General features: G+C 37.2%; 12 protein-coding genes and 1 tRNA gene. 9 read left to right on the forward strand and 4 right to left on the reverse strand.

Features of this window, described 5'->3' with window-relative positions; genetic code table 11:
* The first annotated feature begins 20 nt into the window (after positions 1 to 20).
* The 7 genes from Q0948_RS10225 to Q0948_RS10255 all read left to right on the forward strand — a co-directional run bounded on the left by Q0948_RS10225 (position 21) and on the right by Q0948_RS10255 (position 6,428).
* Entirely contained in the window at positions 21 to 1,973 is a 1,953-nt protein-coding gene (locus Q0948_RS10225; protein ID WP_298351928.1) for an OmpA family protein, read from the forward strand.
* A 35-nt stretch (positions 1,974 to 2,008) separates the two neighbouring features.
* Positions 2,009 to 2,082 (forward strand) — tRNA-Arg (locus tag Q0948_RS10230).
* A gap of 342 nt (positions 2,083 to 2,424) precedes the next feature.
* Positions 2,425 to 2,736: a hypothetical protein gene (locus Q0948_RS10235; RefSeq protein ID WP_298351931.1), complete on the forward strand. Its 312-nt coding sequence runs from the start codon at positions 2,425 to 2,427 to the stop codon at positions 2,734 to 2,736.
* 201 nt (positions 2,737 to 2,937) lie between these two features.
* Positions 2,938 to 4,152, forward strand: a complete 1,215-nt coding sequence (locus Q0948_RS10240) for a GTP-binding protein (protein WP_298351934.1) — start codon at positions 2,938 to 2,940, stop codon at positions 4,150 to 4,152.
* Between the two features lie 77 nt (positions 4,153 to 4,229).
* Positions 4,230 to 5,177 carry a DUF5829 family protein gene (locus Q0948_RS10245; RefSeq protein WP_298351937.1) on the forward strand — a complete coding sequence of 316 codons (948 nt, stop codon included), beginning with the start codon at positions 4,230 to 4,232 and terminating at the stop codon, positions 5,175 to 5,177.
* A 24-nt stretch (positions 5,178 to 5,201) separates the two neighbouring features.
* The gene (locus Q0948_RS10250; protein WP_298351940.1) at positions 5,202 to 6,017 is read left to right on the forward strand and encodes a hypothetical protein; all 816 of its coding nucleotides are present in this window, start codon (positions 5,202 to 5,204) and stop codon (positions 6,015 to 6,017) included.
* 36 nt (positions 6,018 to 6,053) lie between these two features.
* Positions 6,054 to 6,428 (forward strand): MerC domain-containing protein, encoded by a 375-nt coding sequence (locus Q0948_RS10255; RefSeq protein ID WP_298351943.1) that lies wholly within the window; start codon positions 6,054 to 6,056, stop codon positions 6,426 to 6,428.
* A gap of 126 nt (positions 6,429 to 6,554) precedes the next feature.
* Here the strand turns inward: Q0948_RS10255 and Q0948_RS10260 are convergent, their stop codons facing one another.
* The 4 genes from Q0948_RS10260 to Q0948_RS10275 form a co-directional block, all read right to left on the reverse strand.
* Positions 6,555 to 6,968, reverse strand: a complete 414-nt coding sequence (locus tag Q0948_RS10260; protein ID WP_298351946.1) for a DUF6691 family protein — start codon at positions 6,966 to 6,968, stop codon at positions 6,555 to 6,557.
* Entirely contained in the window at positions 6,968 to 7,528 is a 561-nt protein-coding gene (locus Q0948_RS10265; RefSeq protein ID WP_298351948.1) for a YeeE/YedE thiosulfate transporter family protein, read from the reverse strand. The genes Q0948_RS10260 and Q0948_RS10265 overlap by 1 nt, the downstream gene beginning before the upstream one ends.
* 135 nt (positions 7,529 to 7,663) lie before the next feature.
* Positions 7,664 to 8,701: a cytochrome d ubiquinol oxidase subunit II gene (gene cydB, locus Q0948_RS10270; protein ID WP_298351950.1), complete on the reverse strand. Its 1,038-nt coding sequence runs from the start codon at positions 8,699 to 8,701 to the stop codon at positions 7,664 to 7,666.
* Positions 8,702 to 8,703: 2 nt separating this feature from the next.
* On the reverse strand, positions 8,704 to 10,098 hold the full coding sequence (locus Q0948_RS10275) for a cytochrome ubiquinol oxidase subunit I (RefSeq protein WP_298351952.1): 1,395 nt from the start codon (positions 10,096 to 10,098) through the stop codon (positions 8,704 to 8,706).
* 288 nt (positions 10,099 to 10,386) lie between these two features.
* On the opposite strand from Q0948_RS10275, the gene Q0948_RS10280 reads away from it, so the two are divergent.
* Positions 10,387 to 10,719, forward strand: a complete 333-nt coding sequence (locus Q0948_RS10280; protein WP_298351956.1) for a hypothetical protein — start codon at positions 10,387 to 10,389, stop codon at positions 10,717 to 10,719.
* A 50-nt stretch (positions 10,720 to 10,769) separates the two neighbouring features.
* Complete coding sequence (locus tag Q0948_RS10285; protein WP_298351960.1) at positions 10,770 to 12,875, forward strand: TonB-dependent receptor; 2,106 nt, start codon at positions 10,770 to 10,772, stop codon at positions 12,873 to 12,875.
* Positions 12,876 to 12,891 lie beyond the last annotated feature (16 nt).

Raw genomic sequence — 12,891 nt, forward strand, 5'->3', positions numbered from 1 at the left:
TACTTAATAGTAAAAGTTAAATGAAGAAGTTTTTACGTGTTATCACGTTATTAGTATGTGTCTTATGTTATGTCACGGGAGCGGCTCAAGATGCAAAACTTGCTAGAGCAAATAAAAAATTTAATCAACTTGCATATATAGATGCAATAGAAATCTACAAAGACCTCGTAGCAGAGGGTTTTAAGTCTTATGATGTTTTCAAAAAAATAGCAGAAGCTTATTACTATAACGGTAAGTACTCACAAGCTCAAGAATGGTATAAAAAGATTACAGAAAATTATGCAGACTCGGTAAGTGCAGAGCATTATTTTAGGTATGCACAAACTTTACGTGCAACAAAGGAGTATGACGAGTCTGATGATATGATGCAGATTTTTACCTCCTTGAGCGGTAATGATTTTAGAGCAAGGCTATTTAAAGAGAATCCAGACTACGTAGCAGTAGAGGGTTATAAGGAGAGTCTTTATGAAATTAATATGTTGCGCACGCTTAACTCGAGATATTCAGATTTTGGACCAGCATATTATAAAGGACAAATTGTTTTTGCCTCTGCGAGAGATACGGGTATTGTAAGCAGGCGTATACATAAATGGACTAATCAACCTTTTTTAGATTTGTATAAATCTACAATTAAAGAAGGTGGTACAATGTCACCACCTTCACGATTTAGTAATAAACTCAATACAAAATACCACGAGAGCTCTCCTACATTTTCCAAGGATGGTAAAACGATTTATTTTACCCGTAACAATTATACCAAAGACAAGTATAAAGCCTCAAAAGATGGGATTAATAAGCTAAAGATTTATAAATCTACTTATCTCCCTTCTTCAAAAAACTGGACCATTGCAGAAGAAGTTCCCTTTAATAGTGATGATTTTTCAAATGCGCATCCGGCATTAAGTAGTGATGGTAAGTATCTCTACTTCTCTTCAGATAGGCCTGGAGGTGTGGGACGTTCAGACATCTGGAGGGTCGCTATAAATGAAGATGGGACCTATGGAGAACCGGAAAATATGGGCAAACCTATAAATACCGAAGGTAGAGAGGCGTTTCCTTTTATGAGTGATACAGGTAATTTATATTATGCTTCAGACGGTTACCCAGGCCTAGGTGGTCTAGATATTTATGTTACAAACCCCTCTTCAGAAGAGATTGCTGTTGTTGGTGTGGGGGCGCCTATTAATAGCTCTAGCGATGATTTTGGTTTTATAGTTAATGACAGTGAGAAGACAGGTTTTTTCTCATCTAGCCGTAAACGAGGTATGGGTAGTGATGACATCTATCATTTTAAACAGACAGAAAAACCACCTCGTAAATGTGATATCCCTATAAGTGGTTATGTAACAGATAAAAACACAAAAACACCTATTACAGATGCAAAAGTGCAACTTCTAGATCCTGATAATAAGGTTTTACAAGAAGTACAGGTCTCGCCTAAGGGTAAGTATAAATTTGATCTTGTTTGCTCTCAGAATTATATCATACGCGCTTCCTCAAAAACGTATTACTCAAACGAAGTTTTTGTGATGACACCAGCAACAGAGCAAAGCTTAGAAAGAGATATAGAGTTAGAGCTTAGACTTACAGAAGTAGGTGTAGGAGACGACCTTGCAAAGCTTCTCAATTTGAACCCTATATATTTTGACTACAACAAGTCAGATATAAGACCAGATGCAGCCCTTGAGCTCACTAAAGTCATCTCTGCTATGAAGCAAGTGCCGGCAATGGTTATTAACGTGCGCTCACATACAGATAGTAGAGGTAAAGATTCTTATAACTTGTCATTATCAGATAGACGAGCAAAGTCTACAGTGGCATACATAATCTCAAGAGGTATAAATGCAGAGCGTATAAGTGGTAATGGTTACGGAGAGACACAACTTGTAAATGGCTGTGGTAATAATAGTGATTGTACCGAGGAGCAGCACCAGTTAAACAGACGCTCAGAGTTTATTGTTGTTAATCAGTAATGGAGTAAATTTGCGCTTTCGCGAAAGCGTAAAAAGGCTGCGTAGTTCAACTGGATAGAATATCAGATTTCGGCTCTGAGGGTTGGAGGTTCGAATCCTCTCGCGGTCACGAATAAATAGAAAAGGAGGAAATAATTTGAGCTTGCTCAGAAATTATTTTTCTCCTTTTCTATTTTCAAAGCGGAGCTTTATGGAATCACCGAAGCGCAGCGGAGATAATCTTCTCGCGGTCACTTACAGTATACACCAAAAGCAAGGTTGAGGTTCTTCTCATTTGTTTTTGGTGTTTTTTTGTTTTACGGTTTACTAGTGATATCGTTTTCTTTACTAAGAGATAGAATTTAATAAATGCTTATGGTGATGAGTATGCTTTCGCGAAAGGGTAATTTATCTATGTAAGGGGGCTATTTTGGGTTTAATTGATTAGTTTTATACATTATTCAAAGTTTTAATGCAACGAGCAGTTTTTAAACATATCACCACACTACTTTTTCTAGTAGCATTTCTTGTGCCTAGGGTTGTAGAGTTGCACGCTTTTGAACATATATCTGATAATGAGGATCAAGTAACCTGTGAGCTTTGTGATATTACCACACAAGTGCAAGAGCAAGAACTAACATTTGGACAGGTGTCTCATACCTACCAGATATTATCACCTAGTCCCAGCGACTATGTGATTACTTCATCTTACAGTAGTCCAGTGGCATACATAGTCACGCCTACAGTAGTCTACAATAAGCCTCCTCCTTTTCTTTTAGGATAATTTTGGATTTTATATACGCTTAAATCTCACGATAATACATCGTGTATATGTTGTTGCACTCATACTAGTTATGATGTGTACTCAATATAAAAACTTTTAGTCTCTATTTTTAGGAGTATTATATCCAGTCTTATTTGTCTCGCACTATTTGAGGAATCATTATTTCTCTAAAAATCTAGTATCTCATATTTAAATTTAAAAATGAAAAAATTACCAGTTACCGTGCTTAGCGGTTTTTTGGGTGCAGGTAAAACTACCTTGCTCAATCACATATTACATAATAAACAAGGTCTTAAAGTCGCTGTAATCGTAAATGATATGAGCGAGGTAAACATAGATGCTCAGCTTGTAGAAAATGAAAACATACTCTCTCGCACAGAAGAGAGGCTTGTTGAAATGTCTAACGGTTGTATATGTTGTACACTGCGAGAAGACTTAATGGTTGAAGTTGAAAAGCTAGCCAAAGAAAATAGATTTGATTACCTCCTCATAGAAAGTACCGGTATTTCTGAGCCCATACCAGTAGCACAAACTTTTAGTTTTGAAAGTGAAGATGGCAGTATTGACCTTAGCCGTTTTAGTTATGTAGATACGATGGTTACGGTAGTAGATGGTTTTAATTTTTTAAAGGATTTTTCTAGTCCTGATTACTTAACATCTCGTGATCTAACCGATATAGAAGGAGATACACGTACTATTGTAAACCTTCTAACAGATCAAGTAGAGTTTGCAAATATTATTCTTCTTAATAAGACAGACCTCATTACAGAAGAGCAACTTAAACAATTGTATGGCATCTTAACTAAGCTCAATCCAGGTGCAAAGATTATCCCTACTCATAACTCTAAGGTAGCACTAGATGAGATCGTAGGTACAGGATTATTTGATTTTGAAGAGGCAGAAAATGCTGCTGGATGGTTGCAAGAATTAGAAAATGAGCACATCCCAGAAACCGAAGAGTACGGTATAGGCTCTATGGTTTTTAGAAGTAAAAAGCCATTTCACACAGAGCGCTTCTGGAAGTTTGCAACCTCTGGTTTTCCTGCAAATGTTATTAGGAGTAAAGGATTATTCTGGATGTCGTCACGACCTAAACAAGCTTTGATATGGAGTTCGGCCGGAGGATCTCTTAAAACAGACCCTGCTGGTGTGTGGTGGGCATCTATGCCTTATACAGAGCGTATTAATTATGGTGCTTTTGTAGATAATCGTGAGTTGATAGAAAGCGACTGGCATCCATCGTATGGAGACCGTAAAAATGAGCTCGTTTTTATAGCCATTAATATAGATAGAGATGTACTTACTAAGCAACTAGAAGCGTGTCTTCTCACTCCAGAAGAAGAGAAACTGTGGGGAGAAGGGAATCTGCCACTCACAGACCAGTGGCCTATACAAGCAATGGAATACACAAATTAGTATTTGTAAGTCACAACGTTTTTTACCGCAAAATAGGTGAGATATAATATAAGACCAGTTTGATAAAACCGTTAAAAATGAAAATACCTTTATTTACCATCATATGTATAACTATACTTTTATCATCTTGTCAAAAACAATTAAGGGAATCATATAATCCTGATTTGATAAAACGTAAGGAGATAAATCAAGCATTTGGGACAGATGTTTCTAACGTGTTGTTTGATCACTTATATGTGGTTGTAGATAGCACTACGTACGCACAAGTAACTGGAGACAACCAGTGGCAGGATACCTATGCAAGCCTAGATGGAGGGTTACCAGATTTTGCGCCGCTTTCTAATACTTCATCTACTTGCTACTTGCGGGGGCATCAACACTCCATTGAGATATTGGGGCCAAACAATAGCTATAATGAACCTATAGGGAAGAGCGGTATAGGATTTTCTCTTAAAAATAAAGGTGAGCATTTTCATCTAGGGGTTACGCCAAAATTGAGAGCCTTAAAGGACTCGCTACTTACAGCTACCGAAACAGTAAAAATGGAAATTAATGGACAAGATCATACGTGGTTTAAAGCATTCTATACACCTAGTCCAGGTACAGCATTACATACTTGGTATGCGTTCTATAATCCTAAATTTTTAGATCAATTAAATGATGAAGAACATTCATCATATTTAAGAGAAGATTTTCTAGCATCTTCCTATGCACATCATAAATTATTTCACGGCATTAATGTGATTAACTTGAAGTGCACTCAAGCAGATTTTAACAGAATTGCACAAGAGTTAGGATACCTTAAGAGTGAGTTGCTGGATAGAGAAGGTAATATGTACACCATTAAAAGTGGTGATGTAAAAATTGTACTCGAGCCGTCCAGAGACATAGCATATAGTCGCATCACAAAAATTACTTGCAAACTAAATAATACAGATAACAGTGTGAGTCAACTAGGAAATATCACAATAACTAACAGCGGTAAAGTCTCTACCTGGGACTTTAATGAGCTGCATTTACATTAAATCTAATAATCAAAATTAAATACTATGAAAAAATATACCACAACCCTATTATCATCGCTAGCACTTATTGCTTTTACAGTGACTTCTTGTAAAGAAAATACAAGTAGTGTAAATGAGGCTTCGCCTGAGAGTGAAAAGTCTACAGAAGTAGTCGCAAAAAAAATAACAATTAGTAAACTAGAAAACTCTCCCGCTTATAGCGACGCTGTTCTGAAGATGGAATCACCAAGCGCCGAAAACATAAAAACAGGCGAAACCAATTTTAATTTCAAAGTAGAAAATTACACATTAGGTGCACAGACAGATAGCCCTAACGCACAACTTCTAGCAAACTCTGGTAAGGGGCAGCACATTCATTTTATATTAAATAATGAGCCATATTCTGCGCATTATGAGAGCGCTTTCGCGAAAGCGTTACCAGAAGGAACACACCACCTAGTTGCTTTTTTGAGTAGGTCATATCACGAGTCTGTAAAAAATAAAAACTCTGTAGTAGTAAAAAAACTTGTAGTAGGTGATGTTCCAGAAGATAAGATAGGAGTTAATGTAGAGGAGCCTACACTTATATATAGCCGCCCTAAGGGAACCTACTCGGGTAAGGACACAGAGAACTTATTGTTGGACTTTTTTGTGCTTAACACAGAGCTATCAGAAAACGGAAATAAAGTACGTGCCACTATAAATGGTGAGCAATTTGAAATTACAGAATGGGTACCTCAAGTGATTAAAGGGTTGCCTATGGGGGAGGTGACTATTGTGCTAGAATTAATTGATAGTGAGGGAAATGTCATAGAGGGTCCGTTTAATAAAGTGACACGTACGGTAGTGCTTAAGGAGTAACTTTTATTTTAAGCTCAATATTTTAAAAAGATTTATATGAAATCAAAAACTATAGATAAAATTGCCATCATAAGTGCAGTATGCTGTGCGTTACACTGCGCGCTGTTACCTATATTAATAGGTTTTACAGCCCTAGCGGGTTTAGCAATTTTCAAAAACCCGTGGATAGAATATGCTTTTATTGTTTCGGGTATTCTCCTAGCTTTTTTCTCATTAGGTAGAAGTTTGAAACTGCATCGCGATCATACACCAGCTAGAATGGCAACCATAGGTGTAGTTGTGTTACTCATAAGTAGATTAGAAGTTGTGCACGAGGTGGAGACTGTTTTTACAGTTTTTGGGGCGCTATTTTTAGTGCTAGCCCACGTTAAAAATATACACGTAGTACATCGTTTTAGAGAAGAACATTAACGCTAATACTAGTCATAAATAAATGACGCTTTACTATAAAAAAAGCTCAAGCAATTATAATCATTGTTTGAGCTTTTTTATGATTTGTAATATGGTTTTACCGCTATTAAAATAGCGATTTATGCCCTAGTGCGGCAACTTATCTTTAAGTATACCATATAAAAAAGTACCTAGTATTGCCGCAGCAATTACTACCAGTATAGGTACAAAACCTGCTCCTATAAGAGTAAACATAGGCCCCGGACACGCACCTGCAAGTGCCCACCCTAAGCCAAAGATTATACCACCTATAAGGTAGCGGCTTACACTCCTAGTTTTTGGATAAAAGTGTATGGTCTCCCCATAAAAAGATTTTATATTAAATTTTTTAATGAGCTGTATAGTGATAACACCTATCACCAGTGCAGAGCCTATAATCCCATACATATGAAATGCGTCAAATTTGAACATCTCATAAATACGAAACCAAGAGGCAGCCTCACTCTTAAACATTGTAATCCCAAAGAGGATTCCTATAAATAAATAAACTACTGTTCTCATTAGGCAAAAATTAAGGGGTATAATAAATGTATCATCACAAGACCTCCTATAAAGAACCCTACTACGGCTATAAGTGACGGGAGTTGTAAATCACTTAATCCAGAGATTGCGTGGCCAGATGTACAACCACCAGCATAACGCGCGCCAAAGCCCACGAGGAGCCCGCCTATAATGAGTATAGCTAAGCTTTTAAAATCTAACAGCGCCGAGGTTTCAAAAAGCTCTGTGGGAAGGTATGCTTTACCAGCACTATTAAAGCCTAGATCTTGTAAATCACTTATAGTTTCTGGTGTGATCGCGACGGCGGCATCTGGAGTCATAAAATTTGCAGCTATAAAGCCACCTATAATGGCACCTATAACCACGGTGAGATTCCATTTTTGTGCACGCCAGTCTAGTTTAAAAAAGTCTGCTTTTGTACCTGCTCCACAAATGGTGCACATCGTTCTAAGGTTAGAAGACATACCAAAGTTTTTACCCACCATAAGTAGTAAAAACATCACAAAAGCAATCATTGGGCCCGATACATACCAAGGCCAGGGGGAATATATCCAATTCATTACTTGATTTTTGACAAAGAAAGCGCAAAAATAACCCCTCTTCAGTAACATTTGTTACCTAGGAGGGGTCTTTATTAATCAAGTATTTTAATGTATTGTAAATGTGTTTGTTGCGCTTTCGCGAAAGCGCAAAACTTAATAACTATGATCATCTAGTTGTACTTTTCCAGCAAAAGTCTTGTATACAAAAAATGTATAACCAAGCACCAGAGGCGTACCTATAGCCACCATTGTTAAACTTATTCCTAGTGATTTGTCTGATGAAGCTGCATTGTAAATCGTAATACTATTTTCCGGATCTATAGTAGAATACAGTAAGGTAGGATACAGCTCTATAGCCACAAGCGCCATCATTAATGCAATAGTGAGAGCAGAGAAAAAGAATGCAATTTTAAAGCGCTTTTTATGCGCTAGTCTAGGGATGTTTGCGATACTCAAAAATGTGAGAATTGGGAATATAAATAGTATAGGGTTAGACTTAAAATCATCAGATAGATGAGGGATATAAATAAGCGTGTATAATGTGGTAATCACAAAAAATACTATAAACAGTATGATGCCCTTTTTAAGTAAGCCCTCCAGTTTATCAAAGAGCCTTCCTTCTGTTTTAAGAAGTAGATAGATAGCCCCGTGAGACATAAAAAGAAATAAGGTAGTAAAGCCTGTTATGATAGCATAGGGATTTAAGAAACCTAAAAATGGACTTCCATCATACTCAAGATCTGGGCCTATAGGGATACCTTGTAAAACATTACCTAGCACTACACCTAGTAAAAATGCAAGCATTATACTACTCACGCTATAGCATATGTCCCACATCTTGCGCCACCATAACCACTCTTCCTTACTTCTAAACTCTATGGCAATTGCCCTAAAAATGATAAACATTAAGAACAACATAAAGGGAATGTATAAACCAGAAAAGAAGGTAGCATACATAACTGGGAAGCCAGCAAAAAGTGCACCACCACCTATTACAAGCCACACCTCATTACCATCCCATACAGGTCCCACGGCATTAAGTGCTATCCTGCGGCTCAACTCTTTTCTAAAAAACAGATGCCAGGCACCGGCCCCAAAATCAAATCCATCTAGTATTGCATAACCAGAAAAAACACCACCCACAACGAGAAACCAAAGTGTAGGGTAATCTATACCAAATAAAGTTTCCATATCTAAGCGTTTAAAGTGTTTGCAACTTGATTTGTAATCTCTTTTGTAAATCTTCTTTCTTCCATATCGTTGTCGTCTTCATCATATGGCCCGTGTTTTATTTTTTTAGTCAAGAGATATAAGAATAAAAATAGAAGTAATGCATACACCACAAAAAATAGTATTAATGAGAATACAATTTGGTTTGCCGTGACGGCTTGAGAAAATGCTTCTGAGGTTCTAAGATGTCCATATACAACCCACGGTTGTCTTCCCATCTCTGCCGCAAACCATCCTACTTGATTACCTATTTGAGCTAGAATTACAGAAAATACAAATGTTTTTAATACCCACTTGTTTGTAAATAAAGTACCACGCCACCATAAGAAACAAGCATAAAGCGTGAGAGCTATAAAAAACATACCTATGGCAATCATTATATGATAAAACTGGAATACGGCATTTACCTGTCCTGGTCTATCTTCTTCTGGAAAAGCATTAAGACCTGTGACTGGTGCCTCAAAATCTTGATCAATTAAAAATGAGAGTCCTCCAGGTATTTTAATACCAGTAACCTCTTGCGATTCATTATCTACCCAGCCAAAAAGATATAAATCTGCAGGACCACTTTTATCATAGTGACCTTCCATCGCAGCTAGTTTTGCAGGTTGATTTTCTGCCACACCATCTGCAGAGCTATGCCCCGTTACGAGTTGCATTAATGAGAATACTGTAGCGACTCCTAGTGCAATTTTAAAAGCCATTTTTGAGATTTCTACATATCTACCTTTAAGCAAGTAATAGGCGTGCACACTTAAGACTAAAAACGCACCTGCAAGAAATGCCGCAAACCACGTATGCGTTAATCTATCTACACTAGAAGGGTTAAAAACCATCGCCCAGAAGTCTGTAATCTCTGCACGAGCATTCATTCCTTCTCCTACAATGTGATACCCCGCCGGTGTTTGTTGCCAGCTATTTGCTACTACAATCCACACTGCAGAAAACATAGAGCCCAAAAACACCCCTATGGTTGCTACAAGGTGTACCCACGGCTTAACACGGTTCCACCCAAAAAGTAAGATCCCTAAAAAACCACTCTCAAGTGCAAAGGCAAATATTCCCTCTGCCGCTAGTGCACTCCCAAAAATGTCACCCACGTACCTAGAGTAAGTCGCCCAGTTGGTCCCAAACTCAAACTCCATCACGATACCGGTCACAACACCTATACCAAAGGTGAGTGCAAAAATCTTGGTCCAGAATTTTGCAAGAATATGATATTTTTCATTTTTAGTGCGTATCCATAGGCTTTCCATTATGACCATAATAAGTCCCAGGCCTATGCTTAGGGGTGGGTATATGTAGTGAAAGGAAATAGTGAAGGCAAACTGGATTCTAGCGAGAATTTCTGTATCCATAGTGATAGTGTTTTAGCTATAACAAAGTTACTTCTAGAGAGAATTTCTCAAAGTAACTTTGGTTACATAATGTACGTTTTTTTTTGAGTTCTGTAACATAAGTAACGTATCAATCTGGTTGCGTACAGTAATTTTGAAAGTTGAATAGTTATGCTGGATTTGTGTTTTAATTACGCTTTCGCGAAAGCGTAAAAAGTCACTTATAAAACGTATAAAATCTATTCTTATTTACACCTAGTGAAAGCAATTACCGTTATCATATTATCAATTGTACTATTAACTAATAGTTTGAAAACTTCATTCATATATGGGTGGTATACCCTTGAGATAGAAAGTTTTATTGAAACGTTATGTGAGAATACTGATAAACCAGAAATGCAATGTAACGGAAAATGCTTTCTCACTAAGGTGACCGCTAGTGATAGTTCTGAAAATCAACCAGAGGCTATCACAATAAATTGGGATCAACTTATATTTTGCGAGCTTGACGTAGTTTTAACCTCATATATACTTATAAAGTTAGATCGCGGTAATGATATTGTATACAAGCAATTTTTACAATCCTCTTTTACAAACCTGATTTTTCATCCTCCTCGTTGTACGGAGTATTATCTCATATAATAACTTATAACAATATTATCATCACTTAATGATGATTAACAATTTAAGAAATGAAAAAGATGTTTCTCGCGCTCTTATGCGCAATACCTACTATGGTCTGTTATGGACAAATAGTAGAAAAAAAGATAGATAGTTCTAAAGGAAAGGTAATAGAACTTAATACCGTAATGGTCACCGGAAAGGCCAGTACAGACCCCGTACTTTCTAAAGTTAAAACAGATCTTGTAAAGAAGGTAGTTCAACCTAAAAATGTTGCAGATCTCTTTAGTAATATTAATGCTTTTACTCTTATAAAGAGAGGAAATTATGCTATAGATCCTTCGTTTAGAGCGTCACAGTATGAGCAATTAAATATTCAATTTGATGGAGGTACTAAGGCAATGCACGCCTGTCCTAATAGAATGGATCCTATTACAACACACGTGGTGCCAGAGGATATTGAAAAAATTGAAATTATAAAGGGGCCCTACACGATGAGATATGGTTCCACCTTTGCAGGGATTGTAAACCTTGTAACTCAAACACCTCAATCTATGCAAATGGGCTTGCACGGGAGTGTAAGCTCTGGTTATGAGTCTAATGGTGGTGCATCTGTGTCGTCTATAAAGTTACAACAGGTTACAGATGCATATGATATCACAGCAAATGCTGGTTATCGAGATTTTGGTAATTACAAAGATGGTGCGGGTACGGTTATCCCTTCATCATTTAGAAGCCTAGATTATGGTCTTAAGGTAGGGTATAATATAAGCGATACACAACGTGTTCAAGCTCACTGGAGACAGTCTTACGGTAGAGATGTGTTACACGCGGGATTGCCTATGGATACAGAAGAGGATAACAGTTCTATACTATCACTAGATTATAAAATAAACGGACTTAAGGGGCTTATAAAAGAGATAAATGCAAAAGCCTATTACTCTTATGTAGACCATATAATGTCTAATAATAACAGACCTTCATTTGCAATGACCGAAGCGTTATCTACTATAGATGCTACAACTGCTGGAGGAAAAGTTGAGTTTAAACTTAAGCCAGCTGAAGAATGGACCGTTTACTCTGGACTTGATGCCTTACTAGTGGCACGTGATGGAGGAAGATCACGACTTGTAAAACGTAATATGATGGGAGAGGAGCTCGCAGAGCCGTTGTATTTTCAAGATAAAGTATGGCAAGATTCTTATATAAATGATTTTGGGATTTTTACAGAACATAAATATAAGTTTTCAAATAGTACACTCCTTACTGCTGGGGTACGCTTAGACCTTGTGACATCAGATATACGAGATCCCGAAGAAGATTTTAGGGAATTATATCCAGACCTAAAAAATAGAACCGAGTCTAACTTTTCTGGAACAGTATCTGTGAAGCAAAAGCTCTCTGAGGTACATACGCTTGAGGTCGCCTTTGGTAGAGGAACGCGCAGTGCAAATATGATAGAGAGGTACATTAATCACTTTCAAGTGGGGCAAGATCCCTTTGAGTATGTAGGTAACCCTTATCTTGATGCAGAGGTTAATAATCAGTTTGAAATAGGTCTTAGCGGGAAAAAGAGATTTACAAGGGGAGTAGATGCATTACAGTACAATGTGTCTGGGTATTATTCTATTTATGAAAATTATATTGTGCCCGTCGTAGACCCTATGCTAGATAGAAAGTTTAACCCCACCGCACAACCTCAAGAGGTAAAGCGCTTTATTAATGTAGACAAGGCGTTCAAGACGGGTGTTGAAGCAGATCTCTCTATTGACTTTATGGAGTACTATAACTTTTATACCGCTCTCGCATACGTATATACCAGAAATGAAGATCTAGATGAATCTTTGCCATTAACACCACCTCTTACAACTCGCTTTGGAGTGCGTTATGAAAGAGGAAACTTATGGTCGAGCCTAGATTATAATCTTACTTCTCAACAAGAAGAAATTTCTACTAGTTTTAGAGAGCAAGAGACAGAGGGATACCAAACATTAGATTTTAAAATAGGCGTAGAGCCTATAACAAATGTACATATAGGTCTTGCTGTTCTCAATCTATTTGATGAGACATATAACAATCACTTAAATTTTTCCTTTGTAAACCAGGAGGGGTTTGATAGAGTTCCTATCAATGATCCAGGGAGAAACTTTTCAGTATTTGCAAAGTATTTGTTTTAACTATCTTAATTACAAA

The organism is uncultured Dokdonia sp. (genome assembly GCF_947496725.1).
Classification (GTDB): Bacteria; Bacteroidota; Bacteroidia; order Flavobacteriales; family Flavobacteriaceae; genus Dokdonia.

What these genes read in the sequence shown, in the direction of transcription:
- Q0948_RS10225 (WP_298351928.1), top strand. Translation starts at nt 21, where the DNA reads ATGAAGAAGTTTTTACGTGTTATCACGTTATTAGTATGTGTCTTATGT.
- Q0948_RS10235 (WP_298351931.1), top strand. Translation starts at nt 2,425, where the DNA reads ATGCAACGAGCAGTTTTTAAACATATCACCACACTACTTTTTCTAGTA.
- Q0948_RS10240 (WP_298351934.1), top strand. Translation starts at nt 2,938, where the DNA reads ATGAAAAAATTACCAGTTACCGTGCTTAGCGGTTTTTTGGGTGCAGGT.
- Q0948_RS10245 (WP_298351937.1), top strand. Translation starts at nt 4,230, where the DNA reads ATGAAAATACCTTTATTTACCATCATATGTATAACTATACTTTTATCA.
- Q0948_RS10250 (WP_298351940.1), top strand. Translation starts at nt 5,202, where the DNA reads ATGAAAAAATATACCACAACCCTATTATCATCGCTAGCACTTATTGCT.
- Q0948_RS10255 (WP_298351943.1), top strand. Translation starts at nt 6,054, where the DNA reads ATGAAATCAAAAACTATAGATAAAATTGCCATCATAAGTGCAGTATGC.
- Q0948_RS10260 (WP_298351946.1), bottom strand. Translation starts at nt 6,968, where the DNA reads ATGAGAACAGTAGTTTATTTATTTATAGGAATCCTCTTTGGGATTACA.
- Q0948_RS10265 (WP_298351948.1), bottom strand. Translation starts at nt 7,528, where the DNA reads ATGAATTGGATATATTCCCCCTGGCCTTGGTATGTATCGGGCCCAATG.
- cydB (WP_298351950.1), bottom strand. Translation starts at nt 8,701, where the DNA reads ATGGAAACTTTATTTGGTATAGATTACCCTACACTTTGGTTTCTCGTT.
- Q0948_RS10275 (WP_298351952.1), bottom strand. Translation starts at nt 10,098, where the DNA reads ATGGATACAGAAATTCTCGCTAGAATCCAGTTTGCCTTCACTATTTCC.
- Q0948_RS10285 (WP_298351960.1), top strand. Translation starts at nt 10,770, where the DNA reads ATGAAAAAGATGTTTCTCGCGCTCTTATGCGCAATACCTACTATGGTC.